Source organism: Arthrobacter sp. SDTb3-6, assembly GCF_013376095.1.
Classification (GTDB): Bacteria; Actinomycetota; Actinomycetes; order Actinomycetales; family Micrococcaceae; genus Specibacter.
The window spans coordinates 37268-57370 of record NZ_JAAMFN010000023.1 but is presented as its reverse complement, the minus strand read 5'-3'; the positions used below and the strand labels follow the sequence as shown (position 1 = coordinate 57370).

Here is a 20103-nt window from a genome sequence, read left to right as displayed (position 1 = left end):
CCAAAGGGACGACCCTGGCCGGACCCTGATTCATCCCTGAGATCGAAGAAAACGCCAGCTTCGGTGCGTACGGTTGAAGGGACCACGAGAAACAAGGGGATGTCCACATGATTGAGGCAGTAAACCTCGCCAAGCACTACGGCGCCAAGACCGCGGTGGCAGGTGTCACCTTCACGGTCAAGCCCGGAATGGTGACGGGCTTCCTCGGTCCCAACGGCGCCGGCAAGTCAACCACCATGCGCATGATCGTGGGCCTGGACAAGCCCAGCGCCGGCAGCGTCACTGTCAATGGCAAGCCGTACGCAAAGCACCACGATCCGCTCAGGCAGGTGGGAGCGCTGCTTGACGCCAAGGCCGTGCACACCTCGCGCAGTGCCTACAACCACCTGCTGGCCATGGCCGCCACGCACAACATCCCCAGAAGCCGCGTCCACGAGGTCATCGACATGACCGGGCTGGCCGCCGTCGCCAAGAAAAAGGCCGGCGGCTTCTCCCTCGGCATGGGCCAGCGCCTGGGCATTGCCTCGGCCCTGCTGGGCGACCCGCAGACGCTGATCCTGGACGAACCCGTCAACGGCCTGGACCCGGAAGGCGTGTTGTGGGTGCGCAACCTGGCCAGGCACCTGGCCGGGCAGGGCAAAACCGTGTTCCTCTCCTCCCACCTGATGAGCGAGATGGCGCTGACGGCCGACCACCTCATAGTCATTGGCCGGGGCCGGATCATTGCTGACGCCCCCATAGCCGAGATCCTTGCCGGCAGCCAACAGGCCAAGGTCCGCGTCCGCACCCCAGAGGCCGTCCGCCTGGGCCGGCTGCTCAGCGGCCCGGGCGTGCAGGTCCAGTCCAGCGAAAACGAGACCCTGGAAGTCACCGGGGTTGATTCCCGCCAGATCGCCCGGCTTGCCCTGGACAACGGCGTGCTGGTCTATGAACTCACGCCGCTGACCACATCCCTGGAAGATGCCTACTTTGACCTGACAAAGGATTCAGTGGAGTACCACTCGCAGGAATTTGATGACGGGGCCGAGCCGGCCGCCGCACTGAAGGGACGCTAAAAAGATGAGTACGACGACGATTCCGGCCCATTCCGCCGCTTCCGGCGGAACCGGACTGACTTTCCTGGGCGTGCTGCGCAGCGAATGGATCAAGTTCCGGTCCCTGCGATCCACCCAACTGCTCCTGCTCTTCACCTTTGTGGCCGTGGTGGGCGTGGGCACCATTGCCGCGTTCCTGCGCGGCACGATCATTGACCAGCTCATGAAGTTTGGCGCCGAACGGCCCTCGCCGGGCGCCGCGGCGGGGCACAAGTTGACCCTGGACCAGGCCATCAGCGCCGCCAACGCCCAAGGCATCAACATCTACGGCATCCCCATCGCCGGGCTGCAGTTGGGGATCCTGGTGCTCGGGGCCCTGGCCGTGCTGTTGATCGCCTCCGAATTCGGCACCGGCATGATCCGCTCCACCATGACCGCGGTGCCCAAGCGGCTGCCAACCTTCTTCGCCAAGGCCATCGTGCTGGTGGTGGTCTCCTATGTGCTGACCTTGGTGGCAGCCTTTGTCACCTTCCTGGTCTCCATCCCGATCCTGCACGGATACGGCATTGACATGTCGCTGGGCCGTGACGGCGTGGTCTACAGCATCTTCATGGGCGGCGTTTACGTGGCGGGCGTTGCCCTGGCCGGCCTGTCCCTGGGCACGTTGATCCGCAGCTCGGCCGGGGGCATCATCGTCCTGGTGGCACTGTTCTTCCTGCTGGAAATCGCCACCTCGCTCCTGGGCCTGGTCCCCGGTGACTTCTGGAAGTACGTGGGCCAGTACATCCCCAGCGTGGCCGGCGGACGGATGCTGGAGATTGGTGACAAGGCCGCGTTCATCAGCCCCCTGTCCGGCGGGCTGATCTTCCTGGGCTGGATCGTGCTGGTCACGGTGCCGGCCATCATCAGCCTCAAGACCCGTGACGTCTAGGAAGGCCTGGTGGCAGGCGTTGCAGCCTGCCTTCTAGACTCACCCTTATGCGCACACATGACCAGGCGGGGGCTGCGGAACGAACGGCCGCCGTCCCCGCCGATGTACCCGCCGCCGCACTGCTGGCCGATGAATTCTCGGCCAGCCGCCGCGGCGTGGTGCGCAAGTACTTCCACAACCATCCCCGCGTCATGGACGTGGTGGTGGTCCTGGCCTACCTGGTGGCCAGCGCCGGGGCCCTGATCAGCCCGCGAATGACCGGCCACGGTCCCGTCCAGCTGGTCCTGGTGGCCGCGTCCTGCATTGTGCTGATGTTCCGGCGGGACAAGCCCCTGGCCGTGCTGGCCGTGCTGCTCGTCTTTGAAGTCATCAACATTGCCATGGTGCCCGCGGCCAGCAATGTCGGGGCCAGCGTCTGGTTCGCGCTGTACGTGGTGGCCCTGGTCTACCGGGGCATCTTCAGCTTTACGGTCGCCGCCGTGGCATCCATCCCGCTCATGGCCTACACCCTGCTCTTTTATCAGTTTCCCACCGAATTCCTCACCGCCAACGGCCCCACCGCCGGTGAAAGCAACGTCATCACGGCCATTGCGACGCTCCTGTCCAACGTCATCGCCACGGGGGTGGGTGCATCCGTGCGGCGCAGCCGCGAACACGAGGCCGAACTGCGCCAATGGGCCGTGCGCAATGCCCAGCTGGCCTCCATAGGTGAACGGAACCGGATTGCCCGCGAAATGCACGACGTCGTGGCCCACTCCCTGACCGTGATGGTGGCACTTTCCGACGGCGCCGCCGTCGTGGTGAAAAGGAACCCGGAGCAGGCGGCGGACGTGCTGGGCCAGCTGTCCGGAACCGGGCGGACCGCGCTGGCGGACATGCGCCGCGTCCTGGGGGTGCTGCGCGACGACTCCGGCACGGAGCCGCGGTCCCCGCAGCCGGCCCTGACGGATCTGGCAGCGCTGTTTGAAGGATTCCGGCAGGCCGGGCTGCCGCTGTCGGTCACGCAGTCCGGACCGTCGCTGCCCCCGGACCCGGCCCTGCAACTCACCGTCTACCGCATTGTGCAGGAGTCGCTGACCAACGTGCTGCGCTACGGCACCTCGGTCTCGCGCGTACAGGTGCTCATTGAAAACAACCCGGCCGCGGGGCAGCTGAAGGTGGCCGTGGCCGACGACGGGCGCGGCTCGCTGGATGCCTCCATGGGGACGGGGCATGGGCTGGTGGGCATGCGCGAACGGGCCCGCATCTACGCCGGCACCGTCACAGCCGGTCCCGCCCCGGCCGGCGGCTGGGCCGTGGACGCGGTGCTCCACCCCGCCGCGGCGCAGGACTGAGCGCCGGATGTCCACCCCCGCAATCAAGGAGAACACGGTGACCCGCCAAAGCATCAAGGTCCTGCTGGTGGATGACCAGCCGCTGCTGCGCATGGGATTCCGGCTGATCCTGGAGGGCGAGGACGACCTGAGCGTGGTGGGGGAGGCCTCCAACGGGATTGAGGCGCTGGCCGCCGTTGACCGCCTGGCACCTGACGTGGTGCTCATGGACGTGCGCATGCCCCTCATGGACGGGATCGAGGCAACGGGAAAAATCAGCAGCTCCGCCGCTGAGGCCCGGGTCATCATCCTGACCACCTTCGACCTGGACGAATACGCCTTTGCCGGGCTGCAGGCCGGCGCCTCCGCGTTCCTGCTCAAGGACGTGGCACCGGCCGAACTGGTCAATGCCGTGCGCCTGGTGGCCAGCGGCGACGCCGTCGTGGCGCCCCGCGTCACGCAGCGCCTGCTGGAAAACTTTGTCAGGTCGCAGCCCGCACGCACACAACCGCGGCGGGACCCGCTGCTGGAGGAACTGACGCCGCGGGAGATGGAAGTGGCCCTCGCCATTGCCCAAGGCCTTTCCAACGCCGAGATCGCCCACCGGCTGTTTCTGTCCGAGGCCACGGTGAAGACCCACGTGCGCCGGATCCTGACCAAGCTGCACCTGCGCGACCGGGTCCAGGTGGTGGTGTACGCCTACGAAACCGGCCTGGTCATACCCAGTAACCCTGATTACTAAACGGGGTTACCATTGCCTAGAAGCTAATTTCGAGCAGGGGATTTTAACATGTCATCTCCGAAAGAAGAAATTGCGGCAACTCCCGGACAGTTGGTCATCGCCAGGCTTGAGCGCCTCGACGTTTGGTCGCTGTCCTACGTTTTTATCGGAATCATCGGGCTCGGATTCCTTTTCACTTTTTACGACATCTTTGACATCAACGTCTCCTTCATCCAGACGTGTGTGGCCCTCAAGCCCGGCTGCACCCCGGAGAATGCCCTGGAGGCGCTGCCGTACCCGGTGGTCCTGAACCTGGCCGGCTACGTGGTGGGCACCTTGGTCCTGAGTCCTTACGCGGACAAGGTGGGGCGGCGGAACATGCTGCTGATCACCATGCTCATCACCGGGCTTGGTTCGCTCTACAACGCCCTTGCCCCAGGGTACGTGAATTTCAACATTGCCCGCATCATCACCGGCATCGGCATCGGTGCCGACCTGGCCATCGTGAACACCTACATCAACGAGGTGGCGCCCCGGCGTGCCAGGGCCAAATTCACCACCATCATCTTCATCATGTCGGCCCTCGGCGCGTTCGTCGGGATCTGGCTCGGGCTGATCCTCACCACGCCCGCCACACCATGGCCGCAGGGCCTGCCGTTTGCTGTGGCGGGACCGGGGTTCGCCAACGGCTGGCGGTGGATGTACGGGGTGGGGGCCATCCTGGCGCTGGTCGCGATCCTGTTGCGGGTGCAGCTGCCTGAATCCCCACGATGGCTGATCGGCCAGGGCAGGGTGGAGGAAGCCGATGAGGTCGTCAGCGGCATGGAGTCCCGGGCCATCCGCCACGGCGCCTTGCGCGAACCTGTCCCTGCCGACGCCGCCGCCGTCCCGCCGCCGCCGTCGAAGGTCCCCTACCGCGACTTGTTCACCAGTCCGCTCTACCTGCGGCGGATCCTGCTGCTGTTCGCCATCTGGTTTATCGGCTACATCACCGTTTACTCCTATGCCTCAGGGTTCACGAGCATCCTGGTGGCGCTGCACTTCTCGCCGCCTGCGGCCGGCGTCATAGCCGCCGTCGGCACCATCGGCTTCGTGGGCGAGGCCGTTGTGATGTCCTTCCTGGTGGAGAAGCTGGAACGCAGGTATTGGCTGCCCATCGGGGCGGCGGTGACGATTATTGGAGCGCTCCTCATCGCCACGGCCGGAACCACCATCACCATCTCCTTTATTGGCGCCATCCTGATCTTCGCCGGCTTCAACATGTGGGTGTCCCCGACGTACGCGCTCAGTGCCGAGAGTTTCCCGACCCGGGCGCGGACCACCGGATTCGCACTGGTCGACGGTGTGGGGCACATCGGAGGTGGCATCGGCGTATTGGTGATTGCGCCGTTCCTGCCGCACATGTCCGTCCTCGGGGCCTTCATGCTGATTACCGTGTTCATTGTGGTGGCCTCGATCCTTGTCCAGTTCACCCCGCACACCCGCAACCGCCCCCTCGACGCGATCTCGCCGTGACGGCCGGTGGCCGGGGCCTGCCGGCGCGGAAGCCGTGATTGAATCGGAGCATGACTTCCGTTGAGCACATCCAGGACCTGCGCGACTTCATAGAAGCGTCGCCGTCCAGCTTCCACGCCGCCCATGAAGCGGCCAGGCGGCTGGCGGCGGCCGGCTTCACCCGGCTGGACGAACGCGCCGACTGGCCCGCCCATGGAAAGCACTTTGTGATCCGCGACGGCGCCATCATCGCCTGGGCCGTGCCGGAGAACGCCACCGCCACCACCGGGTTCAACATCCTCGGAGCCCACACGGACTCGCCCTCCTTCAAGCTCAAGCCCAAGCCCACCACGGGCCGGTTCGGCTGGCTCCAGGCCGGCGTGGAAGTCTATGGCGGGCCGCTGCTGAACTCCTGGCTGGACCGCGAGCTCCAGTTCGCCGGCCGCCTCGTGGACCTGGACGGCACCGAAACGCTGGTGGCCACCGGGCCGCTCCTGCGCTTCCCGCAGCTGGCCATCCACCTGGACCGCGGGGCCAACGACGGGCTGAAGCTGGACAAGCAGCAGCACATGAACCCCATCTGGGGCCAGGGCCACCCCGGCACGGCGGACCTGCTGGGGCTGCTGGCCGAGAGGGCCGGCCTGGCCGCCGACGCCATCGGCGGCTACGACATCGTGGTGGCGGACACCCAGCCCGGACAGGTTTTTGGCGCCAACAACGAGTTCTTTGCCGCCGGCCGGATGGACAACCTGACATCCGTCCACGCCGGCCTGGCGGCGCTCATCAACGCCGCGGCCCCCGGCACTGCCGCGGACACCGTCATTCCCGTCCTCGCGGCCTTTGACCACGAGGAGATCGGCTCGGGCTCGCGCTCGGGCGCGTGCGGCCCCCTCCTCGAGGACATCCTGGTCCGCGTGTCCGACGGCCTGGGCGCCTCGGCGAGCGAGCGGCGTCGCGCCTTCAGCACTTCCTTTTGCCTCTCCGCCGACGCCGGCCACGCAGTCCACCCGAACTACTCCGAGCGCCACGACCCGGCGAACCTGCCGGTGCTGGGCGGCGGCCCGCTGCTGAAGATCAACGCCAACCAGCGCTACGCCACCGACGCCACGGGTGCCGCCATCTGGGCCGGGCTGTGCAGCGCGGCCGGCGCACCATACCAGGAATTCGTCTCCAACAACGATGTGCCGTGCGGCTCCACAATCGGCCCGCTGACGGCCACCCGCCTGGGCATCCGCACCGTGGACGTGGGCACGCCCCTGCTGTCCATGCACTCGGCCCGGGAGCTGTGCGGGGTGGAGGACCCCTTCCACCTGGCCCGCATCACGGAGACGTTCTTCCGCACGGCGGTGTAGGGCTACGAGGCCAGGCTCACCACCAGGTTGATGGTGGTGGCCAGGATGCCGGTGCCAAACACAAAGGCGAGCAGGCTGTGCCTCAGCACCGCAGAACGCATGGGCCGCGTGGTGATGTTGGTGTCCGAAACCTGGTAGGTCATGCCCACGCTGAAGGCCATGTAGGCGATGTCGGTGTACTGCGGCGGCTCGTCCTGGTTGAAGCTGATGCCGCCCGGCTCGCCCGCGTAGTAGATTTCCGCGTAGCGCAGGGTGAACAGCGTGTGCACCAGCAGCCAGGACATGGCCGTGCACGCCAGGGCCAGCAGCGCCAGCAGCAGCCTGGCCCCGCCCGTGACGTCCTTGCTGCCCACCATGACCAGCACGACGGCGGCCAGCGAACCCAGCGCCGCCAGCAGGATCAGCAGGTCCGAGGTGCGCCGGTCCGGATCTTCCTCCAGCGCGTGGGCTGCGGTGCGGCGGCTGTCCATGGGGGCGATGACCAGCCACACCCACAGGTTGTAGATCAAGGCGGCCACGGACCAGCCGATGGCGGGGGCGTACACGCCTGCGCCGAATACGGCGGTGGCCGCCGCCGCGGCCAGCCCGGCCAGGAACATGACGGCCAGGCGCCGCTTGCGGTGTTGGGCACGTGTGGTTTCCATGGGGAGATCATGCCACGGGCGGGGCCGCTGCGCGGGCAGGCCCGGCCCCGCGCTGTGGCGGGGCTTACGGGAAAAGGGGAGCGCCCGGCGTCGTGCGTAAGCTAAGATGGATAAGTCTGTGCCGGCCCCTGCCCACCTTGCGGTGGACAAACGGGGTCCGCAGGCACCGCAAATGAACCTCCTGTTACGGAAAGACCGTAACCGCTTAGCCCAAAGGAGGTGGGTTCACATATGCGTCCTTACGAATTGATGGTCATCATCGACCCCGAGGTCGACGAGCGTACCGTAGAGTCGTCTCTTCAGAAGTTCCTCAATGTCATCACCACCGATGGTGGAACCATCGAAAAGGTAGACATCTGGGGCCGTCGCCGCCTGGCGTACGAAATCAAGAAGAAGTCCGAAGGTATCTACGCCGTGGTGAACTTCACCGCTACGCCGGCTACCGCCCAGGAACTTGACCGCCAGCTTGGCCTCAACGAGACCATCATGCGCACCAAGATCATCCGTCCGGAAGACCAGAAGGTCGTGGCCGAGTAATTTCGGCCCGCCCCACAAGTTTTTCACCGTAGGAAAACACCCAAGCAGGAAGCAGGAGCAGATGGCAGGCGAAACCACTATTACGGTCATTGGCAATCTCACCAGTGACCCCGAACTGCGCTTTACACCGAGCGGTTCAGCAGTAGCGAACTTCACCGTTGCGTCCACTCCGCGGACCTTTGACCGCCAAACCAACGAGTGGAAGGACGGCGAAACGCTGTTCCTCCGCGCGTCGATCTGGCGGGAAGCGGCAGAAAACGTGGCCGAGTCCCTTACCAAGGGCACCCGCGTCATTGTCTCCGGCCGGCTGAAGTCGCGGACCTACGACACCAAGGAAGGCGAAAAGCGCACCGTCATGGAGCTTGAGGTCGACGAGATCGGCCCCTCGCTGCGTTACGCCAACGCCAAGGTCAACCGCACCCAGCGCTCCGGCGGACAGGGTGGGAACAACTTCGGCGGCGGCAACGCCGGCGGGGGACAGGGCGGTTTTGGCGGCGGCCAGCAGGGTGGCGGCAACGCCCCCTGGGGCGGCGGCCAGCAGCAGCAATCGGCTCCGGCCTCCGATCCGTGGGCAACGCCCGGCGGATCAACCGGCGGCTGGGGTGCCGGCCCGGACAATTCTGAGCCTCCCTTCTAGCAACAACGTTTTACATAGTGCGGCAACCGCCGCACACCCACCATCCCGCGGATTAATATCCACGGGCTCCACGAACACTAAGGAGCTCCACGATGGCTAAGGCTGAACTCCGTAAGCCCAAACCAAAGTCCAATCCCTTGAAGGCCGCTGACATCACCGTCATCGACTACAAGGACGTAGCATTGCTGCGCAAGTTCATCTCTGACCGTGGAAAGATCCGTGCGCGCCGCGTCACGGGCGTCACGGTCCAGGAGCAGCGCAAGATCGCCCAGGCAATCAAGAATGCCCGCGAAGTTGCACTGCTGCCCTACTCCGGCGCTGGCCGCGGTTAAGGGAGATAAATAAACATGGCAAAGCTCATTTTGACCCACGAAGTAACCGGTCTCGGCACCTCGGGCGACATCGTCGAGGTGAAGAACGGTTACGCACGTAACTACCTTCTGCCCCGCGGCTTCGCCCTGCCCTGGTCCAAGGGAGGCGAGAAACAGGTTGAGTCCATCAAGGCTGCACGCGCCGCCCACGAGCACGCTTCCGTTGAAGCTGCCCAGGCCCAGGCTGCCGAGCTGTCCGCCAAGCCGGTCACGCTGACCGTCAAGGCCGGCGAGGCCGGACGCCTGTTCGGCACCGTCAAGACTGACGACGTCGCCAAGGCCGTTGCTGCTGCCGGTCTCGGCAACATCGACAAGCGCAAGGTTGAACTGCCCGCCCACATCAAGACGGTTGGCAAGTACACGGCAAACGTGCGTCTCTACGAAGACGTCACCGCCGTCATCACCCTGAACGTCGTGGCCGGCTAACAGCCCGCTTCACGCTTCAGCCCGAAGGCCGGTTCCCGTTCGCGGGGGCCGGCCTTCAGGCGTTCCCGGCCAGCCCGGCGCCGCAGCGCGGCGGTCCTGTTACCGGCTGGTACATGCGCCTTCGTACATAACTGCAGGTCAGCGCCGCCCTGTCGGGCTGCGTGATTCACAGCTGGGCATACTTCTGTGGATATCCCGGGCCCACCCCTTGATTTTCCTCCTTGTCAACATGCAAGTTGTGGATGGGAGCGATGTGAAAATTTCTTTTCCTCCACAGGCGGTGGGGAGTGTTTGTGCAGGTCAGAGCCGGATTGGTGATGGAACTCATTGCTTATCCACATAGTTCTCCCCATCCTGTGCACAAGGCATGGCACTTAATGCACAAGTTATGCACAGGGTCGGTGGACAACGAGGTTGGCAGTTGTCCACAGAGCGTCTACCGTTGCAGGGGATCCCCTCCGCGAACGGCAATAATGTCGTTATGTGCTGGTAGGACGGGAGGAAGCACTCCAAGCCGAATCAATCGGTTGCGTAGCATGCCAGGCCAGCAGGTAGGAAAGTGGGCACAACTCATGTCAGCTCCAGCAATGGACACCGCCGTTTCGTCCAGGGAGCCGGACTTCGCCCGGACGCCCCCGCAGGACCTTGTCGCCGAGCAAAGCGTGCTGGGCGGCATGATGCTCTCCAAGGACGCCATCGCGGACGTCGTGGAGGTGCTGCGCGGCAACGATTTCTACCGCCCCTCCCACGAGAGCATCTATGAGGCCATCCTCGACCTCTACGGCCGCGGCGAGCCTGCCGACGCCGTCACCGTTGCCGACGAGCTGACCAAGCGCGGCGAGATCGCGAAGGCCGGCGGCGCCGCCTACCTGCACCAGCTCATCCAGTCCGTGCCCACCGCCGCCAACGCCGGCTTCTACGCCGAGATCGTGGCCGAGCGCGCCGTGCTCCGCCGCCTGGTCACGGCCGGCACCAAGATCGTCCAGATGGGGTATGCCCAGGACGGTGAGGTGGAGGACGTGGTGAACGCGGCCCAGGCGGAGATCTTCGCCGTGGCCGAACGCCGCACCACCGAGGACTACGTGATCCTCAAGGACGTCATGGAATCCACGGTCGATGAAATCGAGGCGTCGGGCCACAAGGGCGAGGGCCTGACCGGCGTGCCCACCGGCTTCTACGAATTCGACGAACTGACCAACGGCCTGCACCCGGGGCAGATGATCGTCATCGCGGCCCGCCCGGCCGTGGGAAAGTCGACCTTCGCCCTTGACTGGGCGCGGTCGGCCGCCATCGGCCACAACATGGCGACGGTGGTGTTTTCCCTGGAAATGGGCCGCAACGAGCTGGCCATGCGCCTGCTTTCGGCCGAGGCCACCATCAGCCTGCAGGACCTCCGCAAGGGCACTGTCAAGGACGACCAGTGGTCGAAGATCGCCACGACCATGGGCAAAATGAACGACGCCCCGCTTTTCATCGACGATTCGCCCAACATGTCGCTCATGGAAATCCGCGCCAAGTGCCGGCGCCTGAAACAGCAGCACGACCTCAAGCTCGTCATCCTGGACTACCTCCAGCTCATGTCCTCCGGCAAGCGCGTGGAATCGCGCCAGCAGGAAGTCTCCGAGTTCTCCCGTGCGCTGAAGCTGCTCGCCAAGGAGCTGCAGGTGCCCGTCGTGGCGCTCTCGCAGTTGAACCGAGGCTCCGAGCAGCGCACGGACAAGAAACCGATGGTTTCGGACCTTCGCGAGTCCGGGTCGATCGAGCAGGATGCGGACATGGTCATCCTGCTCCACCGCGAGGACATCTACGACAAGGAGTCCGCACGCGCCGGCGAGGCCGACGTCATCGTCGCCAAGCACCGCAACGGCCCCACCAAGACGATCGTGGTGGGCTTCCAGGGCCACTACTCACGGTTTGCCAACATGGCCAGCGACAGCGGCGGAGGCGGGTACTAGCCCCGGCAGTTCCGGCACTGCAAGCCTGGTCCGGGCCTCGATCCGCTGCCCGGCATGGCATCCTGCCACGATCAGGGCTGCGCCAAGCGCCCCGGACCAGCCAACAGCCTCCCCGGCGAGCAGCACGCCCGCAAGCACGGCCCAGACCGGTTCGGTCCCCATCAAGAGGCTGGCCCGGGCGGCCGAAGTGCGCCGCACCGCCCAGAGCTGGACCAAAAACGCGAACACGCTGCAGGCCAGGCCCAGGAACAGCACGCGCAGCCAGCCGGACGGGCCAAAGGCAAACGCAGCCGTTGCCATTCCCGCCGGATCCATTGCCACGCCGGCCCCCGCGCACACCGCCGACTGGATGAGCGTGATGGTGACGGAATTGAACGGCTTGTGCCGGGTCAGCGTGCCCAGCAGGGTCACGTGGCCGGCCCGGACCGCCGCCGCGGCCAACATGAGCAGGTCGCCGGGGTTGGGTGCGCGGAACCCGCCGCCGGAGACCAGCAGGGCCACGCCCACTACGCTGACCACGGCCGCCACGAAGAATCCGGGCGGCAGCCAGCGCCTCGCGGCCGCGGAATCGACCAGCGGCGTGAACACCACCACCAGGCTGATGATCAGGCCCGCCTTGGACGCGCGTGTCTGGGCCACGCCCCAGGTCTCCAGAAACAGGACCGCCGCCTGGGTCAACCCCAGCAGCACACCGGTCCACAGTTCCGCACGCCCCGGGACCCGGCGCACCCGCCACAGCCACACGGCGCCCAGGGCCAGGGAGGCCACGACAAAGCGCCATCCCAGCACTGCGGGCACGGAGGCCTCCGCCGTCAGTTCCTTCGCCACCAGATAGCTGCCGCCCCACACGGCCGCCACGCCCAGCAGCGCCACATCCACGCCGCGGCCGCCCGGGCCGCCCTTCAAGGTCTTCACAGCCTCCATCCTGACGCCGCAAATACCTTCGCACCAGATGCCAATTCACGGGGCTATGCATTAGTTTGAACTTATGGAAATAGGCCAGTTGAGGGCGCTGCGCGAAGTCCAGGCGAGGGGAAGCATCGCCGCGGCTGCGCAGGCGCTGCACGTCACGCCGTCGTCCGTCTCGCAACAGCTCTCCGCCCTGCAGCGCAAGGCCGGGACGGCGCTGACGTTCAAACAGGGCCGCCGCACCGCACTGACCCCCGCGGGCCTTGCGCTGTGCCGGGCCGCGGCCGACGTGGAGGTGGCGCTGGCCCGCGCGGAAACGGCCGTCCAGAGGTTCGCGGACGACGCCGGCGCCCCTGTCAGCGTGGCCGCCTTCCACAGCGCCGGGCTGGCCCTGTTCCGCACCCTGGAGCAGGCCGTGGCCGAAAGCGGGGGCCCGCGGCTGGCGTTGTCGGACGAGGACGTGGCCCAACAGGACTTTGCCACCCTCACGGCCGACTACGACGTGGTGGTGGCCCACCGGCTGGCCAACAGCCCCGGCTGGCCGGCGACGGTGCACGCCACCGCGCTGGCGTTTGAGCCCCTCGACGTTGCCGTCGGTGCCGGACACCGGCTGGCCCGGCGCAAGAGCCTGGTCCCCGCAGACCTTCGCGGCGAACAGTGGATTTCCGTGCACCGCGGGTTCCCGCTGGAGGGGGCCATCGAGCTGATCGGCACGCTGGCAGGGGAGGAGGCGGCGATCGCGCACCGGATCAACGAGTTCTTCGTCGCCGCATCCGTCGTGGAGCGCGGCTCCTGCATCTCACTCATGCCGCGGTACACCGTGAACCGCATGCACTTTCCACAACTCGTGCTCGTCCCGCTGCGCACCCCGCGGCTCGGGCGGCACATCGACCTGCTGGCCCGGCCCGAGGCGATGGAACGGGCCGGCGTGCAGCACGTCATCCGTGCCCTGCACACGGTCATGGCCGGGCTCGCGGATGCCGGGGCACTGCCGGCGCCGATACGCTAGGTCCATGCCCAAACCTGTGCCGCAAAAGGCTCCGGCTGCCCCCGCGCCCGGACAGTCCACCTCCCGGCAAATCCTGCACCTGGCGGTCCCGGCGTTTGGTGCGCTCATCGCCGAACCGCTGTTCCTGCTCGCCGACTCCGCCATTGTGGGCCACCTGGGTGTTGCCGAACTGGCCGGCGTGGGCCTGGCCGCAACCGTCCTGCAGACCGTGGTGGGACTCATGGTGTTCCTGGCATATTCCACCACCCCGGCCGTGGCCCGGCTGCTCGGGGCCGGCCGCCGCGCCGACGCCCTCGCCGTGGGCCGCGACGGACTCTGGCTGGCCCTGGGCCTGGGGCTGGCACTGGTCGTCGCGGGCTGGCTGGCGGCAGGCCCCGTGCTGTCCGCGATGGGGGCCCGCGGCGTGGTCCTGGGCTTCGCGCACGAGTACCTGCTGGTCAGCATGGCGGGCCTCCCGGCCATGCTGCTGGTCCTGGCGGCCATGGGCGTGCTGCGCGGCCTGCAGGACACCCGGACCCCGCTCGTGGTGGCCGGCGTGGGCTTCACCGTGAACATCGCCCTGAACTTTGCCCTGGTGTACGGCCTGGGCCTGTCCGTGGCCGGCGCGGCGCTCGGCACGGTCCTGGCGCAGTGGGGGATGGCAGTCGTGTACCTGGTGATCGTGGCCCGGGCCGCCCGCGCCGAGGGCGTGTCCGTGCGACCCGACTGGGCCGGCGTCCGCACGGTCTCCCGCGTGGGCGGCTGGCTCATGGTCCGCACCCTGTCGCTGCGCCTGGCCATCCTCGCCACCGTGGTGGTGGCCACCGCCCAGGGGCCGGCCAACCTGGCCGCGCACCAGCTGGCCATGACCCTTTTCACGTTCCTGGCCTTCGCGCTCGACGCCCTCGCCATTGCGGCCCAGGCGCTCATCGGGAAGGAGCTGGGTGCCGGCCGCGTCACGGCCGTGCGCGTCCTCACGCGCACCATGACGTGGTGGGGCCTGGGCTTCGGGGTGGTCACGGGCGTGGCCCTGTGGGCGGCCGCCCCCGGCGTCGGCTGGCTGTTCACCAACGACGCCGGCGTCCACCGGGCGCTCGCCGCCGCCCTCGTCGTGATGGCCGTCGGGCAGCCGCTGGCGGGCTACGTCTTTGTGCTGGACGGCGTGCTGATCGGCGCCGGTGACGCACGGTACCTGGCCCTGGCCGGGCTGGTCAACGTGGCCGTCTACCTGCCGCTGCTGTGGTGGGTCTGGGCTGCCGTGCCGGGCGGCAGCCCGGCAGCCCTGGGCTGGTTGTGGGCAGCGTTCAGCCTCGGCTACATGGCGGCCCGGGCCGCGACGCTGGGGCTGCGCGCCCGCACGGGACGGTGGATGCAGGTGGGGGTCCCGGCTGGCCGCGGCTAGACTTGGGGGGTGAGTGAAACTGCCGTGCCGCAAGGGGCACATCCCACTGTGAACAAAGCCCGCGGGGCCCTGTTGTGGCAGCCGGTGCTGTTCCGGTCCATGGCCACGCTGCTCTTTGGCATCATCACGGTCTTTTTCGGGGCCCCGGGCACGCTGGGCCTCTGCCTGAACTTCGGCTGGTACTTCGTGGTGCTTGGCCTCTCGCACTACTGGATTGTGCGGCGGCTGGCCCTGCCGCGCGGCGATGCCAAGCGTCTGGCCCTCATGGGCGCCGCCGCCCTCCTGGCCGTCGCCGGCGTCGTGGTCTTCATTGCCGTCAGCACCGTGCTGGCGGCGTGGCTGGGCGCCGCGGCGCTTGCCGTCATGGGTGCCGCCGAGCTGTACGCGGCCCTCACCTCGGCCCGCTCGCAGCTGCGCAGCGACTGGCTGATTTCCGGCGTCCTGGGCTTGGGCACCGGCGTGCTCCTGCCCTTTTTCATCACTTCCGGCCCGCACGGGCTGCTGGGCGTCAGCGGCGGCGGGGCGCTCATGACCGGCGCACTGTGGCTGCTGTCCGCGCTCACGCTGCGCCATGACACGCGCACGCCAAAAGGAAAGTAAACTTGAAGCAATTGTTCTACTTAACGTAGAACGCACCGAGGTGAGCCGGTGCCAAACAACACCTAAGGATCCATTGTGGGCAAAGAAGAGCCGCAAAGCCCGAAGTCGGGCAATTCCATCAAGTTCCCCCTGGGCTTTTCCTTTGCGCTGGGGGCCGTGGCCGGCATCGTGGTGCTGGTGGTGTCCGCGGGCGGCACCGTGCACGGGCTGCGCTGGGACCTGGGCGGCATCGCCTTTGGCATCGCGTTCATCGCGGCGCTGTTGATCTCCTCGCTGCTGGTCATGGGGCACAAGGAAAACCCCGACTACCTCAGCGAGGGCTCGGGCGTGAACCGCCGTTCCTCCGACCGCCTGCCGGGCGCCCGGCAGGCTGGAAAAAAGGGCGACGGCGGCACCCCCGCCGCCTAGGCCCGCCCGCGGCTCAGTCCCGCAGGGCGGCCAGGCTGGAGGCGATCCGGCCAAAGACGATGGCATCCACGGCAATACCGTGGCGCTTGAGTGCCAGCACGGCCGCACCCGCCACGCCGTCGTGGACCAGCACCGGCACCGGGCGCGCACCCGGGCGCCGCAGGGAGACTTCCTCCACCACGGCAGCCGCCACCGGGGCACCCTTGGTCAGTACGCTGCCGCCAAACACAAGCGGGCCGCCCGGCCCGCCACCCCCGACGGCCAGCAGCGTGCCGGCCAGCGCGGCTGCCGCACGGTCCATGATGTCCCGGGCCACGGGATCGGCGGGGACATCGAAGACCCTGGGCGCAAAACGCGAAAGCTGGACGGGCATGAACCCGTACACGGCGTTGATCAGCTGCTGCAGGGTGCCCGTGCGGCCCGAGGCCCCGACGGCCGGATCCGCCTGCAGGCCAAGCTGCGCCAGCACCCCTTCCGTCAGCGCGGTGCCCGGCCCCCTGCCGTCCAGGGCGGCTGCGACGGCCCGGACAGCCTCGCGCCCCAGCCAGAAGCCGGAGCCGCTGTCGCCCAAAAGCCACCCGGCGCCGTCGGCCACGGCGGCGAGCCGCCCGCCCTCCACCCGGGCCGCCACCGCGCCGGTCCCGGCGATGAGGGCATGGCCCGCATCGTGATAGCTTCCGGAATAAAATACCGCCAATAAATCAGATTCAATCGTTATGCCCTGTGCCGGATTGAACTCCCGGAGGTGTTCCAGGAGCAGCCCCGGCGGCTGCGCCAGGGAGGCCCCGGCCATGGCGACGGTGGCTGAATGCACCGGGCGCGCGGACCCGCCAAGGGCCTTCCGGGATGCCCGCAGCACGGCATCCGCCGCACCGCGGAATCCGCGCGATACCGGGTTTCCGGCACCTGATTCGCCATACCCGAGGCATGTGCCCGAGGGTGACACCAGCACGGCCCTGGTGGAGGTTCCACCGGCGTCGACTGCCAGGAAATTATGCATCGTTACCATTCCGTGCCCTCGATGTGACTTGACTAACACTCATGATGATAATAGTTTTCAATTATTGATCGCAAAAAGGAAATGGATTTTCACATGACACCGTTCACCGATGCCCCCATGGCGGCACATGCTGCCGGCGTGGTGAACCGCATCCAGGCCAAACTACCGGACATGCCGGCCGCGATGGCGAAGATTGGCGTCTTCCTGCTGGCACAACCACAGGCCCCCCTGGAACTGTCCATCCTGGAACTGGCCGGACAGACCGGGACCTCCCCGGCCACCGTGACGCGCTTCTGCCGCCTGCTCGGGTATGCCGGCTACGTGCCCTTCCGTGTGAGCATCGCCTCGGACGTCGGCCGCAGCGACGCCCGCGAATCCTGGAAAACGGACATTGGGCGCGCTTTTGGCCCCGACGATCCCGCCGGCGACGTGCTCAGCACGCTGGTCAATGCGCACACGCGTTCCCTGGAGGAAACCGCCGCGGTCATGGACCTGGCGCTGATGAACAAGATTGCCCGCCGGATCGCCATGAGCTCACATGTGGACATCTACGGCATTGGCGGCAGCGCCGTCATGGCCAAGGAACTGCAGTCGCGGCTCTACCGCATCGGCGTCAATGCCCACCACTGGTCCGAAGTCCACGCCGGCCTCACCAGCGCCGCCATCCAGGACTCCAACTCGGTGGCCATCGGCATTTCCAACACGGGCCGCACGGAGGAAACCATAGAAATGCTGCGGGAAGCCGGGGAGGCCGGCGCCCTGACCGTGGCCTTGAGCAACAACCCCGGCTCGCCGCTCGCGGAGATCGCCGACGAAGCCATCATCACCTCCGTCCACGAACAGTTCCTCCAGCCGGACGACCTTTCGGCCAAGCACGTGCAGCTCCTGGTCCTGGATATGATCTACCTGCTGGTGGCCCAAACGAACTTCACCCAGTCCGCCGCCAGCCTGGCCGCCTCAGCCGCGGCCGTCTCCCCGCACCGCCGCCCCACACGGGCGGCCCGCCGGGAGCTTGGCGGCGGCCGGCTCCAGCGTGCAGGGGGAAGGGCCCCCGGGCATGTCTGAGGCCATCGTGGACTTCAGCCGGGAAGTCAGCTCCCGGCTGGCGGAGATCACCGGCTGGGCTGCCGGCGGCGGAATGGCCGCCGCGGCCGCCGCCCTCGCGGACGCCGTGGCCAACGACGGAGTCATCCATGCCTTTGGGACCGGGCACTCCGAGGCGTTTGCGATGGAGATCGCCGGCCGGGCCGGCGGGTTGATCCCCACCAGCAAGATTGCGTTGCGGGACGTGGTGCTGCACGGAACACGGGAGGCGGCTGCCCTGGATGCCACGACGGGGTCCGTCCTGGAGCGTGAGGAAGGCGTCGCGGAGGAACTTTTTGGGCTGCAGGCCGTGGAACCGCACGACATCTTCATCATTGCCTCCAACTCCGGCGTCAACGCTTCCGTGGTCGGCCTGGCACTGCTGGCCAAGGAGCGGGGGCATACCGTGATAGCCGTGACAAGCCTGGCGCACACGGCCGCCGTCGAGAGCAAGCACCCCTGTGGGATGCGTCTCAGCGAAATTGCGGATATTGTTATCGATAACAGGGCGCCGTTTGGCGATACAACCCTTGAGATTTCCGGCGGAGGGGGAGTGGGGGCGGTGTCATCGATAACAGGCGCGTACATTGCGCAGCTGTTGACCATTGAGACTGTCCAATGCCTGATCCGTGCGGGGAAAAAACCGCCCATCTATGTTTCGGCAAACACCCCGGGCGGCGATGAACACAATAATGCGCTGGTGGCCAGCTATGCCGGCCGGCTCAGGCGTGAGGCATGACTGGACGAAGCCGGAACCATACCCAAAGTACAAAGCAGTACCTGTAGCGCTCGTACCAACAATGGAAGGCAGTACAAAAAATGATTATTTTGAACAAGCCGGTGCAACGGCGTGGATTCCTCCGCGGGGCCCTGGCCGCGGCCGTTGTGGTCCCCCTGGGCGGGGCCCTGGCCTCCTGTGCAGGCGGGGGCAGCACCACCCAAACGTCCACCGCTGCCGGTGGCGCCGTCTCGGCCACCAACCCGTTCGGCGTGGCCAAGACGGGCACCCTCGACGCCGTCATCTTCAAGGGCGGCTACGGCATTGACTATGTTGACTTTGCCGGGGACATCCTGAAGAAGAACTACCCGGGCATCGACGTGAAGATCAGCCCCTCAACCAACATCGCCCAGGAGCTGCAACCCCGCTTCGTGGGCGGCAACCCGCCGGACCTCATCGACAACTCTGGCGCCAAGGCCATCGGCTTCAGCACCATCCTGGACCAGCTCGAGGACCTCAAGTCGATCACCGAGGCGAACAACCTGGAAGGCACCAGGATCGCCGACACCCTGTACGACGGCGTCCTGGCCCCCGGGACGTTCGGCGGGAAGGTTGCGGCCATCAACTACGTGTTGACGGTGTACGCCCTGTGGTATTCCAAGTCCCTTTTCGATGCCAACGGCTGGAAGGTTCCGACCACCTGGGATGAGGCCATGGACCTGGGTGCCAAGGCCAAGGCCCAGGGCAAGTACCTGTTCCTCTGGGGCAAGGAAGCCGCCACCTACTACCAGACGATGGCCATCGAATCCGCCATCAAGGAGGGAGGCGACGAGGTCCGCCTGGCGCTGGAAAACCTCAAGCCCAACTGCTGGTCGCTGCCGGCCGTCCAGAGCGTCTTCAGTGCCCTGGAAAAGATCATCAAGGCCGGCTACGTCAAGCCCGGCGGATCCGGAACGCAGTTCACGGCCGCCCAGGCGCAGTGGTCCAACAACCAGGACGCCCTGCTGTACCCGTCGGGGTCCTGGATTGAGAACGAGATGAAGGACCAGACCAAGGCCGGCTTCAAGATGACCGGGACCCCTGTGCCGGTCGTCACCTCGAGCCCGAAGATTCCGCAGATCGGCGTCCGTTCCGCGGCAGGGGAGCCGTACATTGTCCCGTCGAAGGGCAAGAACACCGCCGCCGGCAAGGAACTGCTGCGCACCATGCTCTCCAAGGAATCGGCCGTCAACTTCGCGAAGACCAAGCTGGCGCCCACGGTCGTCAAGGGCACCGTGCCGGCAGACGGCTTCGGCTCCACGGCGCTGGTTTCCCAGATCTCCATGCTGGACAACGCGAAGAAGAACATCTTCACGTGGAACTTCGTGGACCTTTACGGCATCAACCAGGACCAGCTGGTGCCGTGGAACTCCTTCCTGGACGGCAAGCTGGACACCGCCGGCCTGACCAAGGCGCTGCAGGACATCACCGACAAGGTCGCCAACGACAGTTCGGTCACAAAGATTGAAGTGAAGTGACACAGGCACTAAACCGTGTGCAACCGGGCAGCGGCCTTCCGCCCGCTGCCCGGCGGCGCCGGA

At 66.8% G+C, this 20103-nt stretch carries 21 protein-coding genes; 18 read left to right on the top strand and 3 right to left on the bottom strand.

Annotated features, from left to right (window positions below; genetic code table 11):
• The first annotated feature begins 107 nt into the window (after positions 1 to 107).
• From G6035_RS12400 to G6035_RS12375, 6 genes are read left to right on the top strand one after another with little or no spacing between them, the layout of a single operon-like run.
• On the top strand, positions 108 to 1055 hold the full coding sequence (locus G6035_RS12400; protein ID WP_176617408.1) for an ABC transporter ATP-binding protein: 948 nt from the start codon (positions 108 to 110) through the stop codon (positions 1053 to 1055).
• Positions 1056 to 1059: 4 nt separating this feature from the next.
• Positions 1060 to 1965: an ABC transporter permease gene (locus G6035_RS12395; protein ID WP_176617407.1), complete on the top strand. Its 906-nt coding sequence runs from the start codon at positions 1060 to 1062 to the stop codon at positions 1963 to 1965.
• 47 nt (positions 1966 to 2012) lie between these two features.
• On the top strand, positions 2013 to 3299 hold the full coding sequence (locus G6035_RS12390; RefSeq protein ID WP_256127947.1) for a sensor histidine kinase: 1287 nt from the start codon (positions 2013 to 2015) through the stop codon (positions 3297 to 3299).
• Positions 3300 to 3306: 7 nt separating this feature from the next.
• Positions 3307 to 4020, top strand: a complete 714-nt coding sequence (locus G6035_RS12385; RefSeq protein WP_176617406.1) for a response regulator transcription factor — start codon at positions 3307 to 3309, stop codon at positions 4018 to 4020.
• A gap of 48 nt (positions 4021 to 4068) precedes the next feature.
• Positions 4069 to 5514, top strand: coding sequence for an MFS transporter (locus G6035_RS12380; RefSeq protein ID WP_176617405.1), 1446 nt, complete (start codon positions 4069 to 4071; stop codon positions 5512 to 5514).
• Between the two features lie 50 nt (positions 5515 to 5564).
• On the top strand, positions 5565 to 6845 hold the full coding sequence (locus tag G6035_RS12375; RefSeq protein ID WP_176617404.1) for a M18 family aminopeptidase: 1281 nt from the start codon (positions 5565 to 5567) through the stop codon (positions 6843 to 6845).
• Between the two features lie 2 nt (positions 6846 to 6847).
• Here the strand turns inward: G6035_RS12375 and G6035_RS12370 are convergent, their stop codons facing one another.
• Positions 6848 to 7489, bottom strand: coding sequence for a DUF1345 domain-containing protein (locus G6035_RS12370; RefSeq protein WP_256127946.1), 642 nt, complete (start codon positions 7487 to 7489; stop codon positions 6848 to 6850).
• A gap of 231 nt (positions 7490 to 7720) precedes the next feature.
• Here G6035_RS12370 and rpsF point away from each other — a divergent pair, with 231 nt between their 5' ends.
• From rpsF to dnaB, 5 genes are all read left to right on the top strand, one after another.
• Complete coding sequence (gene rpsF / locus G6035_RS12365; RefSeq protein WP_176617403.1) at positions 7721 to 8026, top strand: 30S ribosomal protein S6; 306 nt, start codon at positions 7721 to 7723, stop codon at positions 8024 to 8026.
• 61 nt (positions 8027 to 8087) lie between these two features.
• Complete coding sequence (locus G6035_RS12360; protein WP_176617402.1) at positions 8088 to 8663, top strand: single-stranded DNA-binding protein; 576 nt, start codon at positions 8088 to 8090, stop codon at positions 8661 to 8663.
• A 92-nt stretch (positions 8664 to 8755) separates the two neighbouring features.
• Positions 8756 to 8995, top strand: coding sequence for a 30S ribosomal protein S18 (gene rpsR, locus G6035_RS12355; protein ID WP_003800144.1), 240 nt, complete (start codon positions 8756 to 8758; stop codon positions 8993 to 8995).
• Positions 8996 to 9010: 15 nt separating this feature from the next.
• Positions 9011 to 9460, top strand: a complete 450-nt coding sequence (gene rplI / locus G6035_RS12350; protein WP_176617401.1) for a 50S ribosomal protein L9 — start codon at positions 9011 to 9013, stop codon at positions 9458 to 9460.
• 572 nt (positions 9461 to 10032) lie between these two features.
• Entirely contained in the window at positions 10033 to 11415 is a 1383-nt protein-coding gene (gene dnaB, locus G6035_RS12345) for a replicative DNA helicase (protein WP_176617400.1), read from the top strand.
• On the opposite strand, the gene G6035_RS12340 is transcribed toward dnaB, so the two are convergent.
• Positions 11368 to 12330, bottom strand: a complete 963-nt coding sequence (locus G6035_RS12340; RefSeq protein WP_371131000.1) for a DMT family transporter — start codon at positions 12328 to 12330, stop codon at positions 11368 to 11370. The two genes, dnaB and G6035_RS12340, sit on opposite strands and share 48 nt — an antisense overlap.
• 73 nt (positions 12331 to 12403) lie before the next feature.
• Here G6035_RS12340 and G6035_RS12335 point away from each other — a divergent pair, with 73 nt between their 5' ends.
• From G6035_RS12335 to G6035_RS12320, 4 genes are all read left to right on the top strand, one after another.
• Positions 12404 to 13333, top strand: a complete 930-nt coding sequence (locus G6035_RS12335) for a LysR family transcriptional regulator (RefSeq protein ID WP_176617398.1) — start codon at positions 12404 to 12406, stop codon at positions 13331 to 13333.
• Between the two features lie 4 nt (positions 13334 to 13337).
• Positions 13338 to 14714, top strand: coding sequence for an MATE family efflux transporter (locus tag G6035_RS12330; protein WP_176617397.1), 1377 nt, complete (start codon positions 13338 to 13340; stop codon positions 14712 to 14714).
• Positions 14715 to 14723: 9 nt separating this feature from the next.
• Positions 14724 to 15314 carry a DUF308 domain-containing protein gene (locus G6035_RS12325; RefSeq protein ID WP_176617396.1) on the top strand — a complete coding sequence of 197 codons (591 nt, stop codon included), beginning with the start codon at positions 14724 to 14726 and terminating at the stop codon, positions 15312 to 15314.
• A gap of 75 nt (positions 15315 to 15389) precedes the next feature.
• Entirely contained in the window at positions 15390 to 15722 is a 333-nt protein-coding gene (locus G6035_RS12320; RefSeq protein WP_256127945.1) for a hypothetical protein, read from the top strand.
• A gap of 13 nt (positions 15723 to 15735) precedes the next feature.
• On the opposite strand, the gene G6035_RS12315 is transcribed toward G6035_RS12320, so the two are convergent.
• Entirely contained in the window at positions 15736 to 16722 is a 987-nt protein-coding gene (locus tag G6035_RS12315) for an N-acetylglucosamine kinase (protein WP_176617395.1), read from the bottom strand.
• A gap of 93 nt (positions 16723 to 16815) precedes the next feature.
• Here G6035_RS12315 and G6035_RS12310 point away from each other — a divergent pair, with 93 nt between their 5' ends.
• The 3 genes from G6035_RS12310 (at position 16816) to ngcE (ending at position 20040) form a co-directional block, all read left to right on the top strand.
• On the top strand, positions 16816 to 17787 hold the full coding sequence (locus G6035_RS12310) for a MurR/RpiR family transcriptional regulator (protein ID WP_218063172.1): 972 nt from the start codon (positions 16816 to 16818) through the stop codon (positions 17785 to 17787).
• Entirely contained in the window at positions 17780 to 18544 is a 765-nt protein-coding gene (locus G6035_RS12305) for a sugar isomerase domain-containing protein (protein ID WP_176617394.1), read from the top strand. The genes G6035_RS12310 and G6035_RS12305 overlap by 8 nt, the downstream gene beginning before the upstream one ends.
• Before the next feature lie 80 nt (positions 18545 to 18624).
• Positions 18625 to 20040 carry an N-acetylglucosamine/diacetylchitobiose ABC transporter substrate-binding protein gene (gene ngcE, locus G6035_RS12300; RefSeq protein WP_176617393.1) on the top strand — a complete coding sequence of 472 codons (1416 nt, stop codon included), beginning with the start codon at positions 18625 to 18627 and terminating at the stop codon, positions 20038 to 20040.
• The last annotated feature ends 63 nt before the right edge of the window (positions 20041 to 20103 follow it).

Bases quoted from the DNA above. Each gene is read 5' to 3' on its own strand.
- G6035_RS12400 (WP_176617408.1), top strand. From the start codon at position 108: ATGATTGAGGCAGTAAACCTCGCCAAGCACTACGGCGCCAAGACCGCG.
- G6035_RS12395 (WP_176617407.1), top strand. From the start codon at position 1,060: ATGAGTACGACGACGATTCCGGCCCATTCCGCCGCTTCCGGCGGAACC.
- G6035_RS12390 (WP_256127947.1), top strand. From the start codon at position 2,013: ATGCGCACACATGACCAGGCGGGGGCTGCGGAACGAACGGCCGCCGTC.
- G6035_RS12385 (WP_176617406.1), top strand. From the start codon at position 3,307: ATGTCCACCCCCGCAATCAAGGAGAACACGGTGACCCGCCAAAGCATC.
- G6035_RS12380 (WP_176617405.1), top strand. From the start codon at position 4,069: ATGTCATCTCCGAAAGAAGAAATTGCGGCAACTCCCGGACAGTTGGTC.
- G6035_RS12375 (WP_176617404.1), top strand. From the start codon at position 5,565: ATGACTTCCGTTGAGCACATCCAGGACCTGCGCGACTTCATAGAAGCG.
- G6035_RS12370 (WP_256127946.1), bottom strand. From the start codon at position 7,489: ATGGAAACCACACGTGCCCAACACCGCAAGCGGCGCCTGGCCGTCATG.
- rpsF (WP_176617403.1), top strand. From the start codon at position 7,721: ATGCGTCCTTACGAATTGATGGTCATCATCGACCCCGAGGTCGACGAG.
- G6035_RS12360 (WP_176617402.1), top strand. From the start codon at position 8,088: ATGGCAGGCGAAACCACTATTACGGTCATTGGCAATCTCACCAGTGAC.
- rpsR (WP_003800144.1), top strand. From the start codon at position 8,756: ATGGCTAAGGCTGAACTCCGTAAGCCCAAACCAAAGTCCAATCCCTTG.
- rplI (WP_176617401.1), top strand. From the start codon at position 9,011: ATGGCAAAGCTCATTTTGACCCACGAAGTAACCGGTCTCGGCACCTCG.
- dnaB (WP_176617400.1), top strand. From the start codon at position 10,033: ATGTCAGCTCCAGCAATGGACACCGCCGTTTCGTCCAGGGAGCCGGAC.
- G6035_RS12335 (WP_176617398.1), top strand. From the start codon at position 12,404: ATGGAAATAGGCCAGTTGAGGGCGCTGCGCGAAGTCCAGGCGAGGGGA.
- G6035_RS12330 (WP_176617397.1), top strand. From the start codon at position 13,338: ATGCCCAAACCTGTGCCGCAAAAGGCTCCGGCTGCCCCCGCGCCCGGA.
- G6035_RS12315 (WP_176617395.1), bottom strand. From the start codon at position 16,722: ATGCATAATTTCCTGGCAGTCGACGCCGGTGGAACCTCCACCAGGGCC.
- G6035_RS12310 (WP_218063172.1), top strand. From the start codon at position 16,816: ATGACACCGTTCACCGATGCCCCCATGGCGGCACATGCTGCCGGCGTG.
- G6035_RS12305 (WP_176617394.1), top strand. From the start codon at position 17,780: ATGTCTGAGGCCATCGTGGACTTCAGCCGGGAAGTCAGCTCCCGGCTG.
- ngcE (WP_176617393.1), top strand. From the start codon at position 18,625: ATGATTATTTTGAACAAGCCGGTGCAACGGCGTGGATTCCTCCGCGGG.